The sequence below is a fragment of the Bradyrhizobium sp. LB13.1 genome (genome assembly GCF_054056815.1).
On record NZ_JBSRYQ010000001.1, the window covers coordinates 4,687,811 to 4,706,606 of the forward strand.

19 protein-coding genes and 4 pseudogenes are annotated in these 18,796 nt (G+C 60.6%); 13 read left to right on the forward strand and 10 right to left on the reverse strand.

Annotated features, from left to right (window positions below):
* Positions 1-12: 12 nt before the first annotated feature.
* From ACVWYI_RS22315 to ACVWYI_RS22335, 5 genes are all read left to right on the forward strand, one after another.
* Positions 13-639 carry an HAD family hydrolase gene (locus ACVWYI_RS22315; RefSeq protein ID WP_354106530.1) on the forward strand — a complete coding sequence of 209 codons (627 nt, stop codon included), beginning with the start codon at positions 13-15 and terminating at the stop codon, positions 637-639.
* Positions 640-810: 171 nt separating this feature from the next.
* On the forward strand, positions 811-1,002 hold the full coding sequence (locus tag ACVWYI_RS22320) for a hypothetical protein (RefSeq protein ID WP_247349227.1): 192 nt from the start codon (positions 811-813) through the stop codon (positions 1,000-1,002).
* Between the two features lie 225 nt (positions 1,003-1,227).
* The gene (locus ACVWYI_RS22325) at positions 1,228-2,439 is read left to right on the forward strand and encodes a molybdopterin molybdotransferase MoeA (RefSeq protein ID WP_247349228.1); all 1,212 of its coding nucleotides are present in this window, start codon (positions 1,228-1,230) and stop codon (positions 2,437-2,439) included.
* 176 nt (positions 2,440-2,615) lie between these two features.
* Positions 2,616-3,317, forward strand: coding sequence for a transcriptional repressor LexA (lexA, locus tag ACVWYI_RS22330; RefSeq protein ID WP_247349229.1), 702 nt, complete (start codon positions 2,616-2,618; stop codon positions 3,315-3,317).
* 389 nt (positions 3,318-3,706) lie between these two features.
* Complete coding sequence (locus ACVWYI_RS22335; protein ID WP_354106531.1) at positions 3,707-4,141, forward strand: hypothetical protein; 435 nt, start codon at positions 3,707-3,709, stop codon at positions 4,139-4,141.
* Between the two features lie 138 nt (positions 4,142-4,279).
* Here the strand turns inward: ACVWYI_RS22335 and ACVWYI_RS22340 are convergent.
* The 4 genes and pseudogenes from ACVWYI_RS22340 to ACVWYI_RS22355 all read right to left on the reverse strand — a co-directional run.
* A pseudogene (locus ACVWYI_RS22340) lies at positions 4,280-5,353 on the reverse strand (ComEC/Rec2 family competence protein); the annotation flags it as partial.
* 103 nt (positions 5,354-5,456) lie between these two features.
* Positions 5,457-5,648 (reverse strand): hypothetical protein, encoded by a 192-nt coding sequence (locus ACVWYI_RS22345; protein WP_456663222.1) that lies wholly within the window; start codon positions 5,646-5,648, stop codon positions 5,457-5,459.
* Between the two features lie 573 nt (positions 5,649-6,221).
* Positions 6,222-7,355 (reverse strand): tyrosine-type recombinase/integrase, encoded by a 1,134-nt coding sequence (locus ACVWYI_RS22350; RefSeq protein ID WP_354048023.1) that lies wholly within the window; start codon positions 7,353-7,355, stop codon positions 6,222-6,224.
* A gap of 86 nt (positions 7,356-7,441) precedes the next feature.
* Positions 7,442-7,501 (reverse strand): annotated as a pseudogene (locus ACVWYI_RS22355) (hypothetical protein); the annotation flags it as partial.
* Between ACVWYI_RS22355 and ACVWYI_RS22360 the strand changes: the two are divergent.
* Positions 7,487-7,690: a hypothetical protein gene (locus ACVWYI_RS22360; RefSeq protein WP_456664632.1), complete on the forward strand. Its 204-nt coding sequence runs from the start codon at positions 7,487-7,489 to the stop codon at positions 7,688-7,690. The pseudogene ACVWYI_RS22355 and the gene ACVWYI_RS22360 sit on opposite strands and share 15 nt — an antisense overlap.
* Before the next feature lie 107 nt (positions 7,691-7,797).
* On the opposite strand, the gene ACVWYI_RS22365 is transcribed toward ACVWYI_RS22360, so the two are convergent.
* The gene (locus tag ACVWYI_RS22365; RefSeq protein ID WP_354048025.1) at positions 7,798-8,112 is read right to left on the reverse strand and encodes a hypothetical protein; all 315 of its coding nucleotides are present in this window, start codon (positions 8,110-8,112) and stop codon (positions 7,798-7,800) included.
* 88 nt (positions 8,113-8,200) lie between these two features.
* Between ACVWYI_RS22365 and ACVWYI_RS22370 the strand changes: the two genes are divergently transcribed.
* The 4 genes from ACVWYI_RS22370 (at position 8,201) to ACVWYI_RS22385 (ending at position 10,556) form a co-directional block, all read left to right on the forward strand.
* Positions 8,201-8,593: a hypothetical protein gene (locus tag ACVWYI_RS22370; protein WP_354106230.1), complete on the forward strand. Its 393-nt coding sequence runs from the start codon at positions 8,201-8,203 to the stop codon at positions 8,591-8,593.
* A complete protein-coding gene (locus ACVWYI_RS22375) occupies positions 8,590-8,880 on the forward strand; it encodes a hypothetical protein (protein WP_247353480.1) in 291 nt (96 codons plus the stop codon). Before ACVWYI_RS22370 ends, ACVWYI_RS22375 begins: the two co-directional genes overlap by 4 nt.
* Before the next feature lie 9 nt (positions 8,881-8,889).
* A complete protein-coding gene (locus ACVWYI_RS22380; protein ID WP_456663223.1) occupies positions 8,890-9,138 on the forward strand; it encodes a hypothetical protein in 249 nt (82 codons plus the stop codon).
* Between the two features lie 332 nt (positions 9,139-9,470).
* Positions 9,471-10,556: an IS5 family transposase gene (locus ACVWYI_RS22385; RefSeq protein WP_456661595.1), complete on the forward strand. Its 1,086-nt coding sequence runs from the start codon at positions 9,471-9,473 to the stop codon at positions 10,554-10,556.
* A 225-nt stretch (positions 10,557-10,781) separates the two neighbouring features.
* On the opposite strand, the gene istB is transcribed toward ACVWYI_RS22385, so the two are convergent.
* Together istB and istA are read right to left on the reverse strand one after the other, a co-directional pair.
* Complete coding sequence (istB, locus tag ACVWYI_RS22390; protein ID WP_456663224.1) at positions 10,782-11,651, reverse strand: IS21-like element helper ATPase IstB; 870 nt, start codon at positions 11,649-11,651, stop codon at positions 10,782-10,784.
* Positions 11,652-11,659: 8 nt separating this feature from the next.
* A pseudogene (gene istA, locus ACVWYI_RS22395) lies at positions 11,660-13,150 on the reverse strand (IS21 family transposase); the annotation flags it as partial.
* 475 nt (positions 13,151-13,625) lie between these two features.
* Between istA and ACVWYI_RS22400 the strand changes: the two are divergent.
* Positions 13,626-13,838, forward strand: coding sequence for a hypothetical protein (locus tag ACVWYI_RS22400; RefSeq protein ID WP_456663225.1), 213 nt, complete (start codon positions 13,626-13,628; stop codon positions 13,836-13,838).
* Positions 13,839-14,986: 1,148 nt separating this feature from the next.
* Here ACVWYI_RS22400 and ACVWYI_RS22405 read toward each other — a convergent pair.
* From ACVWYI_RS22405 to ACVWYI_RS22415, 3 genes and pseudogenes are all read right to left on the reverse strand, one after another.
* Complete coding sequence (locus ACVWYI_RS22405; protein WP_456663226.1) at positions 14,987-15,463, reverse strand: RipA family octameric membrane protein; 477 nt, start codon at positions 15,461-15,463, stop codon at positions 14,987-14,989.
* Positions 15,460-16,527 carry an IS3 family transposase gene (locus ACVWYI_RS22410; RefSeq protein ID WP_456661132.1) on the reverse strand — a complete coding sequence of 356 codons (1,068 nt, stop codon included), beginning with the start codon at positions 16,525-16,527 and terminating at the stop codon, positions 15,460-15,462. The genes ACVWYI_RS22405 and ACVWYI_RS22410 overlap by 4 nt, the downstream gene beginning before the upstream one ends.
* A pseudogene (locus ACVWYI_RS22415) lies at positions 16,494-16,646 on the reverse strand (transposase); the annotation flags it as partial. The gene ACVWYI_RS22410 and the pseudogene ACVWYI_RS22415, both read right to left, overlap by 34 nt.
* A 245-nt stretch (positions 16,647-16,891) precedes the next feature.
* Between ACVWYI_RS22415 and ACVWYI_RS22420 the strand changes: the two are divergent.
* Both ACVWYI_RS22420 and ACVWYI_RS22425 read left to right on the forward strand, forming a co-directional pair.
* Positions 16,892-17,356: a hypothetical protein gene (locus tag ACVWYI_RS22420; protein ID WP_456663227.1), complete on the forward strand. Its 465-nt coding sequence runs from the start codon at positions 16,892-16,894 to the stop codon at positions 17,354-17,356.
* Positions 17,353-18,111 carry an HNH endonuclease gene (locus ACVWYI_RS22425; RefSeq protein WP_456663228.1) on the forward strand — a complete coding sequence of 253 codons (759 nt, stop codon included), beginning with the start codon at positions 17,353-17,355 and terminating at the stop codon, positions 18,109-18,111. Before ACVWYI_RS22420 ends, ACVWYI_RS22425 begins: the two co-directional genes overlap by 4 nt.
* Positions 18,112-18,796 lie beyond the last annotated feature (685 nt).

Here is an 18,796-nt window from a genome sequence, read left to right on the forward strand (position 1 = left end):
TGAAAGGACGCTATGACATCGCTCTCTCCCGGCAGCGCGGATGCGCTTCTGTTCGATCTCGGCCGCGTGGTGCTCGATATCGATTTCTCCAAGGCGATCGCCTGCTGGGCGGGACATGCTGGCTGCGAGCCCGATGCCATCGTCGCGCGCTACGTGCGGGACAGCGAAGCCTATCGGCTGCACGAGGTGGGCAAGCTCAGTGACGAGGACTATTTCGCCTCGTTGCGAGATTCGCTCGGAATCGGCATTTCGGACGCGCAGTTCCTGGAAGGCTGGAACGCGATCTTCACCGGCGAAATGCCTGATATCGCCGAGCTGTTGCCGCGGGCAGCGAAGCAGATGCCGCTCTACGTCTTCTCCAATACCAACCGGCCGCACGTGGACTATTTCTCGAAGGAATATGCCGACGTCCTCCGCCATTTCCGCGAGCTGTATTTGTCGTCCAGCATCGGCCTGCGCAAACCGAATGCGGAGGCCTTCGACCACGTCATTGCTGCGATCGGCGTGCCCGCCGAGCGTATCGTGTTCTTCGACGATCTTGCCGAGAACATCAAAGGCGCGCGGGCGCGCGGCATGACGGCGGTGCATGTGATCTCGCCGCGTGACGTCGGGATCGCCCTCAAGGCGCTGGGGATTTGACCGCCCGCCCCAGCACATTGCCAGGCAAGCCGACCTGCCGATCCGGAACAATTTCACCCCGGGGACGAGGAACCAAAACACTTTGTGCATTTTTAGACAGAGTTCCGGGAACGGAATGCCACCCTCCGGACTCTTGAGTCCGTTGGGACTTCTACGGACGGATGCATCATCGTGTTGGGCAAGACCTACCTCACCAAGCAGGCCTCTCTTCTTCTTGAATTCGCCAGGACAACCTCAGACTCGGCCCTTTCCGCCAAGCTCGTGAGCAAGGCCGCCGACCTGAAATCCCAGGCCGATCCGCTTCCCGACAAGGATCAGGGGCCGAAGGCGCCCGACGTAAGTCCCGAGCAGACAGCGACCTGATCGGTGCTGGCCGGGGCGGTCGTCATCTCGTCCCTGCCATGGTCACTCTCCTGCCGATCTGTCTCGTTCCTCGGATCATGCCGCGACGGGCTTGATCTTGCCTTCCAGAACAATGTGAAGCAGCGGGATGACTGTCCCCGCTCAGCTGTTTTTGCCTCTGCGCCCGCGCTCGGCTAGAAGACTTGCGGAACATTCGCCCGAACGTGCCGAGCAGGAGTTTTCGCCGTGGCCTTGATGCCGGTTTCTGACGCGCTTGCCGCGGTGCTGGCGGGTGCAGAGCCGCTGCCCGAAGAGATGGTTGCCATCGACGAAGCCTACCATCGCGTGCTCGCGCGCGACGCCGCGGCCCGGCGCACGCAGCCGCCACAGGCGATGTCGGCGATGGATGGCTACGCGGTGCGTGCGGCCGATGCCGCGACGATCGATTCGAAGCTCACCGTCATCGGCGAGGTCGCGGCAGGTCGGCCGTTCGCGGGAACAGTCGGCGCCGGCGAGGCCGTGCGGATCTTCACCGGCGGCGTCGTTCCCTACGGCGCCGACGCCGTCGTGATCCAGGAGGACACGGTCGCCGACGGCAAGCGCATCACGATCAAGGAAGCCGCGATCGCCGGACGGCACATCCGGCCCGCCGGTGTCGATTTCCGTGACGGCGACGTGCTCCTGCGCAAGGGAAGCCGTCTCACCGAGCGCGACCTCGCGCTTGCGGCCGGGATGAATCACCCGCACCTCTCCGTTTGCCGACGTCCGAAGGTCGCGATCCTCGCCACCGGCGACGAGCTGGTGATGCCGGGCACCACGCCCGGTCACGGCCAGATCGTCTATTCCAACGGCTACGCCCTGCACGCTCTCGCTCGCAGCGAGGGCGCCGAGACCATCGACCTCGGTATTGCCACCGACACGCTGGAGGCCACCACCGTCGGCATTCGACGCGCCCGCGAGAGCGGAGCCGACATCCTGATCACGACCGGCGGCGCATCGGTCGGCGACCACGATCTGGTCCAGCAGGCGCTGAGGGACGAAGGCATAACGATGGCGTTCTGGAAGATCGCGATGCGGCCGGGCAAGCCGATGATGCACGGGCGGCTCGGCGCGATGGAGGTGATCGGCCTGCCGGGCAATCCCGTGTCGTCCTACGTCTGCGCTTTCCTGTTCTTGGTGCCGCTGATTCGCGCTCTCTCGGGCCGTTCAGTGATTCACCATCGCCGCGAGCGCGCCGTGCTCGGCCGCGACGTCGGCGCCAACGACCAGCGGGAAGACTATCTGCGCGCGCATCTGGAGGAGCGCGACGACGGCACGCGCGTTGCCCTTCCCGTCAACCATCAGGACTCTTCGCTGCTTGCGAATCTCGCTGCGGCACAGGTACTTCTCGTGCGCGCACCGTTCGCGCCGAAAGCCGAAGCAGGCACACCTTGCGAGGTGTTGCGGCTCCCCGTGTGAGCGCCCCGACAACGCATGTTCCGCGAACTTCGCTCTGTTCACGGTAAATTAAGCAGTTGCGGAACACATATCGAACATATAGTGTCCGTTCATGATTTGTTTCGAGCGTGTAGCGGCTTATTGCTGAATTCAGCGTCTCGGAATCGAACGACATCAACCGGGAGACTTTGGTCGAGATGTTAACGCGCAAACAATACGAGCTTCTGCGGTTCATCAATGAACGTCTGAAGGAAAGCGGCGTGCCGCCCTCCTTCGACGAGATGAAGGATGCGCTCGACCTGCGCTCGAAGTCGGGCATCCATCGCCTGATCACGGCGCTCGAGGAGCGCGGCTTCATCCGACGCCTGCCCAACCGCGCCCGTGCGATCGAGGTCATCAAATTGCCCGAGCTCCAGGCCGCCGCCGGCAGCCGCCGCGGCTTCACGCCGAGCGTCATTGAGGGCAATCTCGGCAAGGTACGTGCGAGCTCCAGCCTGCCCGCGGACGATGGTGAACGTCCGGTCGCGGTGCCGGTGATGGGCCGGATTGCGGCCGGCACACCGATCGAGGCGTTGCAGACCCGCAGCCACACTATCAGCGTACCGCCTGACATGCTTGGCTCGGGCGAGCACTACGCGCTCGAAGTGCGCGGCGATTCCATGGTCGAGGCCGGCATCCTCGACGGCGACATGGCGCTGATCCAGCGCAACGAGAGCGCCGATACCGGCGACATCGTGGTGGCGCTGATCGACGACGAGGAAGCAACCCTCAAGCGCTTCCGCCGCCGCGGCGCATCGATCGCGCTCGAGCCCGCCAACGGCGCCTATGAGGTGCGCATCCTGCCGCCGAACCGGGTAAAAATTCAGGGCAAGCTGATCGGGCTGTACCGAAAGTACTGAGCCCGTACGGCAGTCACGCAATACCAATTGGAGTGGACGGATTGCCCGCTCCGGCTGGATAGTCATCCTGGTTCTGCACAGATTATCCGGCCGCTTCTCCGGCGGCCCATCCTCGACACGCCGCACCAAGCATCCCAGAGGCTTCGCGGCGTTCCGGTTTGAGGAGACGTCATGCGCAAGGGCATCTCCGGCCGCTGACGTGCGCGACCGAAATGCCCAGGAGCAGGCTTTGTTCCTCGCCGATTCGGGAAAGATAATGTGATCGCGGCGTGCGGAAACCAGCCGCAGATTTGCCCATAACCAAGCAGAGGCTTGTGTGTTTCCACTCTGATAGGGGCCTGCGCCTCGATAAGAGACGCCGGTTGCTATCCCAGCATGAGGAGCACCCGATGTGTGACTACAGCCTGCATGCCATCGCGTCGCGCCCCGCCGAAGTCGGCGAGACGGTCGTCACGACAACCTTCCGCGGCACCTCGACGCGTGGTTTTGCGTCCGCAGCCGATCCGACTGTGGCCGTCTGCCTGCTGCCGGGAACGGAGCTCGCCTTCGCCGACAACATCCGCTACGATAATCGCTGGATCTGGACACGCACGATCAATTCCCGTGTCGGCAAGTTCGGCAAGATCGATCCGCACATTCCCGACCGCCATCATGACGCGATCGAATTCCCCGACGGCAAATACGTGCTGGTGACCCAGCTTGTCGAAGGACAGCGCGCGACCGTGCTGCAACTGCCGGTGACGCTGCCGGCCGGCGAGCGCGAGCACAAGCCGCAGATCATGGCCGACAGGCAGCCGACCATCACGCGCCTGCCGATCGGCTGACACGGTCGCCCTCCGGCCACGGGATCGGAGGCCAGGATTGATTTGCAATCGCCGGCCGTGGCCGGCGAGGTGGTGTGGTTTGCGTCCAGCGAATCCGATCGGATGCACCAGCCCACTGCATCTCTCCGCACGATCCGATTAATCGTCGGCTTGCAAATCGATTTCCGCCGGCGTTGCGTCCTTGCTGCGTGGCGGGATCTTTTTCGGCGCAAGACTGCCGTCGAAATCACCTTCGCCTGCGCCGGCCGGCAACCAGGGACGGCTCGTGCCTCTTTCCCTCACCGCCTGAACTGCAAAGCCGTCACCACGCTGCGTCAGCGCCAGCGCGCTCTGGCTCGCGAGCCGCCGTCGATCGACCACCATCGCGGCGCAATCGGGCGGCGCGGGACGTGCCGTCACCACCAGCGCGGCGCGGTTGCAATCGTCCGCCAGCGCGTCGATGCGCAGTGCCAGCGCGACCAGCCGCCCATCGGCGAGCGGCGTCACGCAGCCGGATTCATCGCAAGACACGCCGGCCGCCAGCGAGGTGCTGGCGGCATCGCGCGGATCGGCGTCGGCAGCCAACCACTCCTTGAGCAAAAAGCTATCCTTGCTCGTCTTGATCAGGTGAAGATGTCCGTCCTTGCCCCGCACCGCGACGCTCTGGCCATCCCCGGCAATCAGGATGTCGGGCTGCCGCACCGACAGCCCCCAGAGAATCGCGACCAGCAGCACCAGTACGCCGGACCAGCGCAGCGGCGTGCGCAACAGGCCCAGCACGATGATCCCCAGGCTCGCCGCGATCAGCGGCGCGATGCCGAAAGCCGGGATGCGGCCGATCGCGCCCGGCAATGCCGCGACCCAGCGCGAGACCACGACCATCCAGTCGATGCCGATCCCCATCAGCCACCAGAACACGCTATCGAGCCCGAAGGGAGCCGCAAGCAGCCCGAGCAGCCCCGCCGGCATCACCAGCGCCGAGACCACCGGCATCGCACCGAGATTGGCGAGCACGCCGAACGGGGTGACGCGGTGGAAGTGGAAAGCGGCATAGGGCGTGGTCGCAAGTCCCGCGATCAGCGAAGCCATGAACAGCATCGCGATCTCGCGCCCGCCCCACATCGCAACGCGCGCTGTCGCCGAATGATCGGGCGATGCGAACAGGTTCGGCATGCCGATCTGCACCAGCGCCACCAGCCCGAGCGTCGCGGCGAACGACATCTGAAATGTGGGACGCGGATTCCTAATTCATTCGTAAAGTCAAACGTTTAACTTACTCTCTTGATCTTACTCCGGGATTTTTTCCGGGACTCCGCGAGCCGCTCAACGGCGCTGGCTAAGCTTTCGCCGCCCGTTTAACCAGCTCGGCGAAAAATGGCATAAAAACAAACCAAGCAACGACTTGTGACAATGCTCCACCAATCAACACTGCCAAAAGTGCTCTGATCCTACCGAACGAGTGGATAGCACTCACAAGCGGGACAATCTTTGCGACGATCCACACATACACGAAAAGCTGCATCACCATGGCGAAAGCTCCGAACACTGACGGAACCATCGCAGGGGAGCCCGAGAGAACTAGATTTCGAATCTCCGGATCAAGGTTCGGAACATAATCCGCGACCTGCAATCAACCCGGCGAAGTGGTAGCGCAATTGGCCCTTCCCTCTGAAGAGTGCTGCGCACCAAAACACCAATAAGGTGAAAACTAGGACACCGCAGATATCCGGGACGATGACCGAAAAAGCCGTGGCGGCGTCAAACATTGAGAGATTCCAGAACACCAAGCTGAGTGGAATTTCGACGATCCACCAGACCAATCATACGAATGCGAAGAACTTCGCAGCGGCTGGTATGGGGTCGCTCTGCGTCTCAACCTGATCCCGGTAATATTGGGCAGGACTATTGAGTACCCGAACAAACGTCTGTGCTTGTTCGCCCGCCCAACCAAACAGCTTTTGAAGAGTGGAGAAGTCAGGAATTGGGAGCTCTGCCATTTCAGCCTCCCTTACAATCCTAATGGCGTTTAAACATACCATATCGGTTGCATATGTGAAACAATTCGACGGAAGGTACGTGCCTGTTGCGGCCGATCAACGAATTAGATCACATTCCTGCCCTTTCTCTCCGGCCCCTTTCGGGACTCGGCGAGCCGCTCGACCGCTGCGGCGACATCCTCATCCAGCACATGCGCGTATCGCAGCGTGCTCTTGATGTCTCGGTGGTTGAGCGCCTTCTGCACCAGCTTGAGGTTGCCGCTGTCACGCAGCAACTTAGTTCCGAAGTCGTGGCGGAAGTCATGAAAACGAAAATCGGCAATGCCTGAGTTCGCGCGGAGGCGCTGCCAGGCGGTCTTGGCTCCCGTGTAGGTCAGACGGTAGCGCTGTCCCCTAATCCGGCCCAGCCGCCTGTTGCCGTAGACCGCAACGTAGGTGAAGCAGAACTCGGGGTGCTGCCCTTGCAACGGGAATAGGATATCCCGCACCCCTGGCGTGATCGGAAACACCACGCGCCGGCCGCCCTTGCCAAGCCGCACGATTTGTCTGGTGCCAAAATCGACCTCAGACCACCGCAACGTTACGCACTCCTTTAAGCGCATGCCGCTGGCCCGGACGAAGTCGAAGAACGGGGCATAGTCGTCGCGCATAGATGAATCGAGTGCGTCAGCCTCCTCGCTCTTCAGTTCTCGTACGCGCTCCTCGGGCTCACGCAGACTCAGTTCGGCCCACTTCGGCTCACTGTCGAATACCGCGCCCTCGGACCTGGCGAACGTGAATAGCCGCTGCAGCACTTTGGTCGCCGATCGGTTGACGGTGGCGTTCGAGACCAGCGGCAGGGCCAACTCTTCTTCTCTGGTCCGTTTGCCGCGGCGCGAGACGCGATGCCCTCGCCGCCATGCCACGAGGTCCTTGGCCGCCTTGTGGTCAATCTCTGTGAGCGGCTTCTCCTTACCGAAATATTCGATCAGCCGCGCCAGGTTGGTCTCAGTAGCTTTCGGCTCCGAGTCATATTGCGCGCTGTCATTCCAGAGCCGGTCCGCGACATCATCAATCGCCAGCGAAGCCTTGGTGCGCCGCGTCGCCTTCACCAGAGCCTTGGCTTTTTCGCGCTCTAAGGCCTCGAACGCATTTGCCTCGCGTCGAGTCGTGCACTTCGTGCTGCCATGAAACCGATTACCGGCGTGCTGGAAATCGAAAGAGTAGTAGGGCGACCGTGGGTCTTTGTAGAGTGACATGGTGTTTCCCTTCCGCGCCGTAGATCGATGAAGTTGGCTAGATCGGCCTCGGTGAAGCGCCGCCGTGGCCGCTTCTTGCCAAGCCCTACATTGATGTATTCGATTGCGCCGTCGCTAACGAGGTCGCGGAGATGATCTTCGGTGATGTTAAGCCGAGCGGCCGCCTGCTCTGGCGTGAGCAAGCGGTTGTTGTCGTTGGCGGGATTGGGCAAGAGCGCGCCCCTGAAAAAAGTACTCCGCAAACCTCGCCGGCTGAGGCCGACGCACTTATGATTCTTATACACGGTCGCTTTAGAACAAATGCGGCACAAACCGACGCTGCAACCGATTTGTAAATCTTTGTTACTTGAGCTTGAGAAAGCGGATGGCCCGCCCCTTTCAGGAGCGGGCTTGGCGTGGGCTTGATGGGGTGGCGCTGAGCTGCTGGGCCGCCGATTGGTATCTATTCCGCCGCCTCGGCCAACTCGCTCTCCGCCCATGCCGAGCGCACCGGCAGCGCCAGCAAGTCAGCAGCGAAGCTGTCCCGCACGCGCTCCAGCCAGCCGGACGTCGGATCGTGCGGCAGCCCGCCGACTAAGCAGGCCACCTTGTCCGAGAATTCGAGCCAAGTCGTCGCCTCGGCTTCGGCAAGCTGGCCGAGCACGTCATTGGCGGTGTCGTCCAGCATCTCAACGACGCGCTGTGGCAGTGCGCCGTGCATGAGTGTAACGATGCGGCGGTGTTGGCGGGTCAGTTTGGATATAGTGGTGTCAGCCATGGCGCAGAAGATCCTTTCGCGCTGGGGTCAGGGCCGAAAGCGAGGCAGCCACCTTGCTCCGGCCTGTCTTTTCTGATATCAGGTAAGAATGGCAAAGTCAACAGTTTCTAATATCAGAAAAAAACGCCCCCTAGGAAGGCCGCGCGTCGACGCTGTACCTGTGATGGTGCGGATGCCGCCAAACGAGATGCAGGGGGTCGACCGCTGGATTGAAGGGCGGCCTGCACCAAAGCCATCACGTCCCGAGGCAATCCGCCGGCTGGTTGAGATCGGCCTAGGTAAGTCCCTATCAAACCCTGCGATGGCGTCGACCGGAAAAGTCTCCGCCGAGCGCGCCAAAGAGCTTGCTGGAAAGACGATTGACCGAATCGGCGATCCTGCCGCTTCGGCCGAGGAAAACGCCACTCGGAAGCGGCGGTTGATCAAGGGGCCTTCGGAGTTCCGGGAGCAACGTGTCGACCGCGGCAAGGGAAAGGCATGATCGAGGACAAGATTTCATTGTCCGTATTTACAATCGAGGTCGATCGAAAGCCGGTCATTGCTTTCTCAGCTCGAAAATATTCGGATGCTGAGACGATCTGTGCCGACCGAAGAATCCGCGACAAGCTCAGTTCGACTTGGTCGGCCGGCAAACCTCTTTGTGACGAACTCGCAACCTTGGGCGTGCGACTGTCCAATGCCGACGAAAAGAAGCTTTACCGAGAGCAGACCGCGGCGAGATCGGCAGATGCTGGCCTACCGGTATATTTGGTCGAGATAGATGGATAGCCAAAACTGATGTCTGACCAAGAAACCCGCGCAGCTACGATGCCAAAGCCCGAAGCAACCCTCAAACAGCTGTTGCGTCGCGCAGCCAAGCGCACCCGACCAAGCCAGGTCTTTTCTGTAGTTCCTCATACCCGCGAGACAGATGCGAACCGGGAGTTTGCGCCAGATCGCGACGGAGACGCCATCGTATGGTTCCTGATCGCCCTCCCGATATTCGTTATCGTCTACGCAATCTCCGTGAAGATCGGCGCAATCTAGGTAGCTATCGAGGGGGCGAAACGCGCATCTGTGGCGACTAGCGAAGCAGGAAAGTCCCGATCGCCAGCGCCAAACAACCGATCATGGCCGGGCCTCGCTAGCCGGGAAGTCGCCGAAGCCGACCCGGAAGCAAGTAGAACAACCTATAGGCGACAATCCTAGCCGCGCTGCGGAAGCGCAAGGGCGTGACGGTCGATGCGGAAGGCGTGCCGCAGCGTTGCAACTAAGAGGCCGTCAACTGAGGCGGTCTGTCTAGCAGTCTGCTGAAAAACCCCTCGCCAGGAAGGGGACTTGATGATTCACTTTATCATCTCGAATCGGCGGAGACGATCATGCGCGGCAGGTTTACGGATCAGGGCGGCCTGTTTTCGTACATCGCGCCGGATAAACGTGTGCCAGCGAACCATCCGCTGCGGAAGGTCCGGGAACTTGTCCGGGATGTTTTGAATGATTTGAACCGCAGCCTTGGAAAGCTATACGCCAGCGAGGGACGTCCTTCGATCCCTCCGGAGCAATTGCTGAGCGCCTTGCTGCTGCAGGTGTTCTACGGCATCCGCTCGGAACGCCAGCTGATGGAGCAGCTGGACTACAATCTTTTGTATCGCTGGTTCGTGGGACTGTCGCCGGACGATCCGGTCTGGGACCCGACCACCTTTACCAAGAACCGGGAGCGGCTGCAGAACGGCGATGTGTTCACGAAGTTCATGACCAGGCTTCTGAACCATTCTCAGGTCAAGCCGCTATTGTCGGACGAGCATTTTTCGGTGGACGGAACGCTGATCGAAGCCTGGGCTTCGCAGAAGAGTTTTCGCCCCAAGGACGGCAGCGGCGACGATGATGACGGCGCCAACTTCCATGGCCAGAAACGCAAGAACGACACCCATGCGAGCACCAGTGACCCGGACAGCAGGCTTTATCGCAAGGCGGCCGGACGGGAGGCCAAGCTTTGCTATATGGGCCACGCCACCATGGAGAACCGGCATGGGCTGGCGGTGGCCGGCAGGGTCACGCATGCCAATGGCACCGCCGAACGCCGGGCTGCGGAGGTCATGCTGAAGGCGAGACGCAAAGCCGCAGGTCGCCGCATCACGGCTGGTGAGGACAAGGCATACGATACGGCCGATCATGTCGCCAACCTTCGCGCCATCGGCGTGACGCCGCATGTGACACAGAACCAGGCCATCACCAAAACCGGCAAGAACCGTAACAGCGCGATCGACGAACGAACCACGCGGCATCCGGGATACGGCATGTCGCAATCGCGCCGGGCGATGGTCGAGTGCATTTTCGGATGGGGCAAGCAGCATGGCACCATGCGCAAGACCAAACATCGGGGCATCGCTCGCGTCGCCGCCGACTTCCTGCTTAATCTGATCGCCTATAACCTGATCCGAATTCCCAAACTGCTCGCCGCATAGCCACCCCGCGCCGGGGCACACTCAATAACAAGCTCGAAATTACATCCAACTCTACCGCGCCGCTCCAAAAACGACCGGCGGAAAAATGAAAATTCTCCATTTCAAGGTTTTTCAGCAGACTGCTAGGGCGCTTTGGGGTCATTCGGGGCTGGCTATCCGCCGCCTGCGCTTCATTTAAGCGGGCGGCGTTTTTGCTTCTGAAGCCCAAACGCAAAGACCCCAGTGTCAATCGGCTTGCAACTTTGACCCCTCATCGGCGTCCAATTTTGACCCCTTTGCGCGGCGATGTTTGCTGGTAGCGCTCGTCTCGTCGGAGCTGGCCGGGATAGCGGAGGCGAGACGAGCGCGGGTGGCGTGATCGTCGTCTCGGCTTTTGAACCGCCAGCTGTCGTTGCCGGTCTCGACGATGTCACAGTGATGGGTCAACCGGTCGAGCAGCGCGGTGGTCATCTTGGCGTCGCCGAACACGCTCGGCCATTCGCCGAAGGCGAGATTTGTCGTCACGATGACGGAGGCGCGCTCATAGAGCCGGCTGACGAGGTGGAACAGAAGCTGGCCACCCGACTGGGCGAAGGGCAAATAGCCGAGTTCATCCAGCACGATGAAGTCCATCCGGGTCAGATGCTCGGCGAGCCGTCCTTGCCGTCCGTTGCGGGTCTCGGTCTCGAGCCGGTTGACGAGGTCGACGACGTTGTAGAAGCGTCCTCTAGCGCCATCGCGGATGCAGCTTCTGGCGATGGCAATGGCCAGGTGGGTTTTGCCTGTGCCGGTGCCGGTGCCGCCAACCAGTACGACGTTGCGTTGCTGGGCGATGAAGCCGCCGCCGGCGAGGTCATTGACGAGAGTCTGATTGATTGGCGTGCCATCGAACTGGAAGTCGGCGATGTCCTTGGCAAGTGGCAGCTTGGCAATGGTGAGCTGGTATTTGATCGACCTGGCTTGCTTCTCATTGATCTCGGCGTTGAGCAGGTCGCCGACAATGCGCTGAGGTTCGTGCTGGCGTTTGACAGCGATCGCCATGATCTCGTCGAAGGCCGCCTTCATGCCATAGAGCTTGAGTTCGCCCATGAGGTCGAAGATTTGGGTTCGTTCCATCAGATGGTCCTCCGGAGGTTGTCGTAGCGGGCACAATCGGCGATCGGTGCATGACGGAGCGTCAGTGCGGCCGGCGTCATGATGTTGGCCGGTGGGGCGAGTTCACGTTGCCGGGCCAGGATATTGAGAACGACATCTGCGGAATGGACGCTGTGACTGAGCGCTTCGGCACAGGCCGCTTCCACCGCGGGGAGACCGTCAGTCAGCACCGCGTTGAGGATGTCGACCATCTGCCGATTGCCATCGTCGGTGCTGGCAAGCTTGCGCCGGATCCGCTCGATCGCGGCCGGCAGCACCCAGTCCTTGAAGGGAGCACCGTTGCGCAGGGCGCCGGGTTTGCGGACGAGCACCGGCACATAATGCCAGGGGTCGTAGACGGTATCGCCGCGACTAAAGGATCGCGGGTGCTCGGCAACGATGCGTCCATCCTGACGGATCACGATGCGATCGGCATAGGCTTGAACCTCGACCGGTCGTCCGACTGCGCTGGCTGCGACCGAGTACTTGTTGTTGTCGAAGCGCACCAGGCAGGTCTTCGAGACCGACGCCGTCACGGCATGGAAGCCGTCGAAGCGGCCGGCATAGGGAACGAGCTTGGGGCGTTCGGCTTCGAACACGTCCCAGATCGTCTGATCAACCAACTCCGGATGGCGATGAGCCTTGGCGTAGGCGATGCATTTGTCGAGCAGCCAGGCGTTTAACTCGTCGAGGTTTTTGAACCGCAGCCGCGGCGTGAAGAAGCGTTCCCTGACCAGCCCGACCTGGTTCTCGACCTGCCCCTTCTCCCAGCCCGACGCTGGCGTGCAGGCGACCGGATCGACCAGATAGTGGCTGCACATCTGCAAGAAGCGGCGGTTGTAGAGACGCCCTTTACCGACGAAGATCGTCTCTACCGCGGTCTTCATGTTGTCGTAGATGCCGCGAGTGCAGGTGCCTTTGAACAGGGCGAACGCCCGGTCGTGGGCGTCGAACACCATCTCCTGCGTCTCCCGCGGATAGGCTCGCACGAACAGCATGCGGCTGTGACAGAGCCGGACATGGGCGGCCTTCACCATCACCGTGGTGCCGCTCAGCAAGACCACCTCGTGGCTCCAGTCGAACTGGTAGGCTTCGCCTGGGGCAAAGCTCAGCGGAACATAAGCGGCTGCGGTCGATTGCCCGCGTTCTTTGCTCCAGCGCCTGGCGTAACGCCGCACCGCATCGTAACCGCCGTCATAGCCGCGGCCGCGCAGCTCTTCGAAGATCCGGATCAACGTCAACTGTTCACGAGCGGATTTAGTCACGTTCGACGCAAGCAGCCCGTCAAGTTCGACTGCCCATTGTCCGAGCTTTGGCCGCGGCTGCACCTGCCGCTCGTACTCGAATGAGGTCTCTCCCGACCTCAGCACCTTCCGGACCGTGTTCCGCGACACCTTCAGGTCACGGGCGATCTCCTTGATCGTCTTGCCCTTGATGAAGTGCTCGCGCCGGATCCGGGCAATCGTCTCCACGATCAGCATCCCCCACCACCTGCTTTGTTACGAAGCAGGCAGCGCAACAGACCAACCTGTAGGGGGTCAATTTTGGACGCCGATCCCCCGGCTTAGGGGGTCAATATTGCAGGCCGAATGACAGACCCCAGCTCCGGGTTGAGATCGGAGCTGGGGTCCAAGCGTACCAGAAAGGTCGCTCGGGTGTGCGAGGTCCGAACAGGGACAGCCTGAGCTTCAGCTCCTAATTTATTGTTACCATAGTACGCAGCGCACCACGACCCGCAGTGGTTCGTACAGGTCGAGAGAGGATCGATTATTTGCGAGTCGCTTACGTTACGGCTTTGATGGGGCGCCTCCCGCAGGATCAGCCGTGGTCGCGCGTCGGCTTGCGCCTGGTCTGCTCGGCCTGCGGCGCCGCAGGATCTGTGCATATCGTCCCGAACTGGCATGACAGTCGCGGGCAAGTCAGGCCAAGCATGGGATTGAGGTTTTGATTCCAGCGATGAAACACGTCACCGAACGCCCTTTTGCCGATCCGCACGCTGCCGCCCGCCAGCTCGTCCAGCTGGCTTCGGGCATCGAGGCGCTACAGGATGGCAGGATCCATATCGAGAAGATCAACTATCCATTCCTCTACACGCTCAAGGGAAGCGGCACCGAGTTCGGCGCCGGCATCAAGTGCGCCATCGAGAAAGGCTGGCTGAGAGCTACATGAGAGCGCCACGTATGTGCGGGTGCTGACACCCGGCCGGGATCTGCTGGCGCTGTTAGAAACCGACCGGGCCAATTCTGCTTGAATCCGCGCTGGCTCGGCGGCCTGAGCTGGCGGAGCGGCCCCGGCCTATAATGCTCCAGCCCCCAAGCCGGGGCCGTCTCTCATACGATTGGAGGGGGCGTCTAGCTTTGCTCGATGTTTCTTGCGGCTAATTCGCGGTCCAACTCCTTCAAGCGCCCGAGGAGGTTTTCAACGATCTCCATGCAAGCGGAATGCCCCAATGATTCAACGCCACGCGCCGCCAGCTCGCGCTCCAATATAGTAGCCACTATGCTTTGGATGCCCACAAATCGTCCCCCAGAAAACATTGCCGCCTCAGGTGCACTCAAGCGAAAAGCCGCAGCGCGGTTCCAGCCCCCACTGCGGCATTCCCGGAAACTTTGAAATCGGTTTTGGTACTTAAATCTCGCCGGTGTTCTCACAGTAGAACACCCCGTTCCGAAAATGGAGTCGGTATAACTACCGGAGTCCGCCGATCTACCCATTGTCGTTAAAGGGCCAACATGACACGGCTCGCTTTCCAGCCCCAATGCTCCCGGCTGCCGATCCAATTGCGGATCAGAGCGCCGGGAGTGCTAGGCCCCCTCAGCGTGACCCGGCGGGCCTTTTGCTGCCAGATGCAAGACATCGTCCTGCCGGAGGTGGCGAGACACTTCCTGGCTATAGCTCTGGTCCGGGTTGTGAAGCCCACGGACGCCTTGCCCTGCTCGGTAAGATCTAAACCCCTTTCCTTTCGCGGCGCTTCGGCGCGTTTTGGCTTGCCGCGGTGCCCCTGTCTGGGCTTCAATTGGCGGTCGGGCGCCGCTCGTGCGGAACGGTAGCCAGCAAGGGCCGTAGGCGCTGTAACCGGCGTCCTGCGGCCTTCGCTGCTACGCCCAAAGTCGGTCCGCATCCGTCTTCGTGTCGAGCCACGTCATGCCGCTATCGTCCCGCAGCGGATTATCTAGACTGAACCAAGCGTCGGCATAGACGCGAGGCCGCCGGCGATGATCCGCGAGAAATGCCCCGACGCGGGAGCGGACCTCAACCGGCCCTCGCCTCTCGCGACGAACATCCTGGACATGGGTAGTGTCTCAGTTTGAAAACTTTCAATTCTGTCTGGTTCGGGTCAGTGCGGTAAAACAGGCAAGGATGCAGGAAATTGTAATTAGAACGATCAATGCAGCCCAGTTTGCAACAGGACCGCCCCACTGGGGGAGCGCCTTGATCAATAAGATAATCCAAATCAGGACTGAGAAATCACTGATAGCTATAGCAAGGCTAGAAACAGAAAACATTGCAGCGCCCCAAGGGCCCTTTTTGAGAAGCGGTTCCCAATTTGAAAACAAGTTAGTGCCGAGTACATCCACTTCCACAGCTTTTACTTTCTGCTCCCACGCCTCCTGCCAATATTTGCTTCCTCGGTTCTGCAGGGTCCAAGCAACGCTGCTGAAAAGTCCAAAACAGGAGATAAGCAACGGTATCAGGTCTCTTTTATGAGAGTAGGAGGCTGCATACCCGACAAAGGAAGCTCCAATAATCCCCCAAAAGAAAACCGACCTTTTGACCTGCCCCTGAAGTTTCACCCAGTAGCGGTTAGAGTCTCGGGGGATGTTACGCCGTTTGGCGCGGTGTGAGCAACGTGCGATCGGCGGAGCTGGTCGGGGTTGCGCAGCCGATCGCACGTTGCGGTGAGGTAGGCGGCATAGGCCGCAGGAGTCAGATAGCCGAGCGAGGAATGCGGGCGTTGGCCGTTGTAGTCGCCGACCCAATCCGCAATCTTGGCGCGGGCGTGATCGAGGCCGAAGAACAAGGTTTCGTTGAGAAGCTCGTCCCGCATCCGGCCGTTGAAGCTTTCACAGAAGCCGTTCTGCATCGGCTTGCCCGGCGCAATGAAGTGCCAGTCGATCTTGTTCTCCTCCGACCAGGCCAGCATGGCATTGCAGGTGAACTCGGTGCCGTTGTCGGAGACGATCATGCCCGGCTTGCCGCGCTGATTGATCAGCGCCGTCAGTTCGCGTGCCACCCGCCGCCCCGGGATCGAGGTGTCGGGGATGGCCGCCAGACATTCCCGGGTCACGTCATCGACGATATTCAGGACCCGGAAGCGACGGCCGCTGGCGAACTGGTCGTGGACAAAATCCAGCGACCACCGGGCGTTCGGCCGAGCCTCGACCAGTATCGGCGCTCGGGTGCCCACGGCGCGGCGGCGGGCTCGGCGCTTGCGCACGCTGAGGCCTTCCTCTCGATACAGACGGTAGATCCGGTTCCGCCCGGACGGCTCGCCCTGCTGGCGAAGCAGCACGAACAGCCGGCGGTAGCCGAACCGCCGACGGGCATTAGCAAGCTCGCGCAAGTGGCCGCGTAGTTCGGTGTCCGGCGGTCGGCACGATCGGTACCGAACCATCTTGCGGTCAGCGCCGACGATGCCGCAGGCCCGCCGCTCCGACAGACCCATGACGGCCTGCAGGTGCGCGACGGCTTCGCGCTTGGCGACGGGCCCTACCATTTTTTTGACAAAAGCTCGCGTAGCGCTGCAGCATCCAGCATCTGCTCGGCCAGCAGCTTCTTCAGCTTGGCGTTCTCGTCCTCGAGTTGCCGCAACCGCTTGGCATCGGAGACGTCCAGACCGCCGAACTTCGCCTTCCAATTGTACAGCGTCGCTTCAGAGACGCCATGCTTCCGCGCCAAATCGGCAGCCTTCGCACCTGCCTCATGCTCACGCAGCACGCCAATAATCTGCTCTTCCGTAAACCTGGCTCGCTTCATCTGTCCGTCCTTCAGAAGGCCGGACTCTAACTTCAACTGGAGGAAATCGGCAGGGGCAGGTCAGTGCCAACACAAGATTGCAAGGCCGCAAGATCCTGACGAACTCATGTCGATAACCTTAGACTTTCATCGGAAATTTAAGGTCGGCCAAGTAGCAAGCGAAGGTCAAATGCGAACCATCATAAGCAAGTGCAGCGAAAGCGCGCTCGCGTACCTTGAACGGTTAGCTGAAGGAAACATGTTTGATGAGCACATTATCGGGCGCAAGGCAGGTTGAATTCGACTTCCAACTTGGCGACATGGGCGCCGACAACTCGGCGTCAATGCAAACGAGTGGGCCGAGCCGGCCTAGGCGCACTGCAGGTGCAGACGTCTTCGATATGCCGCGCTTTCCAAGTTTCACCTATGCGGCCGCTTCTCGGCAGGCCGGTCGGGTTAATGCGGCCTCGATAGACCCTATCGAGCACCGAGCGCTCCTTGCGGAGCGTCAGACCCTTGTCGATAAGGAACTAGCAGGCGCACTGAGTCCAGAAGAAACAAATCGGCTCGAATATGTTCGATGGTCGCTCGATCGCGTTGACGATGCGAAGTATGGATCTGACTTCGAACAACTTGCCGACATGGTCTCACAAGCCGAGCGCTTCCACGCCGACATCAACGAATTTCGAGGCGAGCTTGAGAAATTTAGGAGGTCTGGGGGCCGGAAATGAATGAAATTGCCCGGAAAGACCCGAGAGTTGTAGCGAGATCCACGGTGGAGCCCGGGAAACGATATCCTGAATATCGGCAGCCCCTACGAAAGGACTTTTTCTATTCCTGTGCGTACTGCACAATCACCGAATTCGAAGCCCAGTCCATTCGAATGACAATCGATCACTACGAACCGCGCACTGAGCGGGCCGACCTTGAGAATGACTATTCCAATCTCATGTATGCTTGCGACATATGCAATGAGCGCAAAGGCAACAGATATCCGCCACCGCAAGCAAGGACCGATGGATACCGCTTCTTCCGTGCCGACCAAGAGGCTCGACAGGAGCATTTTCGCCACTCTGGTGAGGCAAACAGAGTCGAAGGAGCGACAACGGTAGGCGAGTTCACCATCAAGACACTCGACCTAAACCGCGAGGCACTGTTGGGGTTGCGCGACATAAGGGAGCGCATGTCCAAGTGCCTCCCATTGATCGCTCAAGGCGTCATGGCATTGCGCGCCTATCCAATCGACCAATTGCCTCCCTATCTGCGAACTCGCGCGCTTAAGACGGTCAACAGCATGACAAGCGTCGCCACATCGATGCAGGAGCAGATCGACGATGTGCTGTACGGATTCGCTAAGTCTGAGCTTATCGACCCGGATGAAGCGTCCGAAGAACGCAAAGCCGCAAGAGAGGAATACATTCGCGGGCTTGAGGCTCTTTATCCGAGCAAAGGCTTCCGATCATCACGGAAGCCACGCCGTAAATAAGTGGAGAGCGAGTGAGTGCAGTCTGTGCGCGCTATGAGATCGCTCCCCCACAGACACTCTCGAAGGTTAGCCCCTCACAGCACCCTACTGGTCTTAGCATCCCTGACGGCGACAACGCTGACGCCCTCCCGCTAGACAACACCTCCCACCACATGCCGCGCGACCTCAGCACCGGAGGCGTCGACCACGATTACGACCGTGCCCGCACCGCGGTCCGTAATCGGGATCACTGGCGATATCCCGAGCGACACGGGCGCCGTATTGGTCCGCCATCTCAGCAAAGCCAAATAGCTCCCCCACATCGTCCGCCTGAGTCTCTCCCTTGTGGAAAATCGGGAAGAAGTAACGTCGCATCGCCGCCCTCGTCCTTTTTGCGCGGCGACAATGCCCACATCTTGGAGGGCCGGCACCTGTCGGAAAAGACAGGGTTGGTCAAACGGCGCCATTCACGGGGGATGGCCCTGTAGGTCCGCAATAGAGCCGACGGGAAGTCATCCCCAACTAAAGCCATACGCGCTTTGTTGCGCTGCGCTTCCTCGAAGGGAGTGCACTTGCGCTCTTCCTGAAGCAGCACCAAACATCCAGGTCAGCGGGCACCATCAGCGCCCGACGGTTGAGTTTCAAAACGGTGTAGCTGGGAACTTCCCCTTCAGATGCGCATTTCAACCACACTCAACGGTTGAAA

Excerpts from the sequence above, each read along its gene's own strand:
- lexA (WP_247349229.1), top strand. The coding sequence starts at position 2,616 with ATGTTAACGCGCAAACAATACGAGCTTCTGCGGTTCATCAATGAACGT.
- ACVWYI_RS22420 (WP_456663227.1), top strand. The coding sequence starts at position 16,892 with ATGAGCACATTATCGGGCGCAAGGCAGGTTGAATTCGACTTCCAACTT.
- ACVWYI_RS22335 (WP_354106531.1), top strand. The coding sequence starts at position 3,707 with ATGTGTGACTACAGCCTGCATGCCATCGCGTCGCGCCCCGCCGAAGTC.
- ACVWYI_RS22315 (WP_354106530.1), top strand. The coding sequence starts at position 13 with ATGACATCGCTCTCTCCCGGCAGCGCGGATGCGCTTCTGTTCGATCTC.
- ACVWYI_RS22425 (WP_456663228.1), top strand. The coding sequence starts at position 17,353 with ATGAATGAAATTGCCCGGAAAGACCCGAGAGTTGTAGCGAGATCCACG.
- ACVWYI_RS22375 (WP_247353480.1), top strand. The coding sequence starts at position 8,590 with ATGATCGAGGACAAGATTTCATTGTCCGTATTTACAATCGAGGTCGAT.
- ACVWYI_RS22350 (WP_354048023.1), bottom strand. The coding sequence starts at position 7,355 with ATGTCACTCTACAAAGACCCACGGTCGCCCTACTACTCTTTCGATTTC.
- ACVWYI_RS22370 (WP_354106230.1), top strand. The coding sequence starts at position 8,201 with ATGGCAAAGTCAACAGTTTCTAATATCAGAAAAAAACGCCCCCTAGGA.
- ACVWYI_RS22385 (WP_456661595.1), top strand. The coding sequence starts at position 9,471 with ATGCGCGGCAGGTTTACGGATCAGGGCGGCCTGTTTTCGTACATCGCG.
- ACVWYI_RS22365 (WP_354048025.1), bottom strand. The coding sequence starts at position 8,112 with ATGGCTGACACCACTATATCCAAACTGACCCGCCAACACCGCCGCATC.
- ACVWYI_RS22345 (WP_456663222.1), bottom strand. The coding sequence starts at position 5,648 with ATGGTGATGCAGCTTTTCGTGTATGTGTGGATCGTCGCAAAGATTGTC.
- ACVWYI_RS22360 (WP_456664632.1), top strand. The coding sequence starts at position 7,487 with ATGATCTTCGGTGATGTTAAGCCGAGCGGCCGCCTGCTCTGGCGTGAG.
- ACVWYI_RS22380 (WP_456663223.1), top strand. The coding sequence starts at position 8,890 with ATGTCTGACCAAGAAACCCGCGCAGCTACGATGCCAAAGCCCGAAGCA.
- istB (WP_456663224.1), bottom strand. The coding sequence starts at position 11,651 with ATGGAACGAACCCAAATCTTCGACCTCATGGGCGAACTCAAGCTCTAT.
- ACVWYI_RS22400 (WP_456663225.1), top strand. The coding sequence starts at position 13,626 with ATGAAACACGTCACCGAACGCCCTTTTGCCGATCCGCACGCTGCCGCC.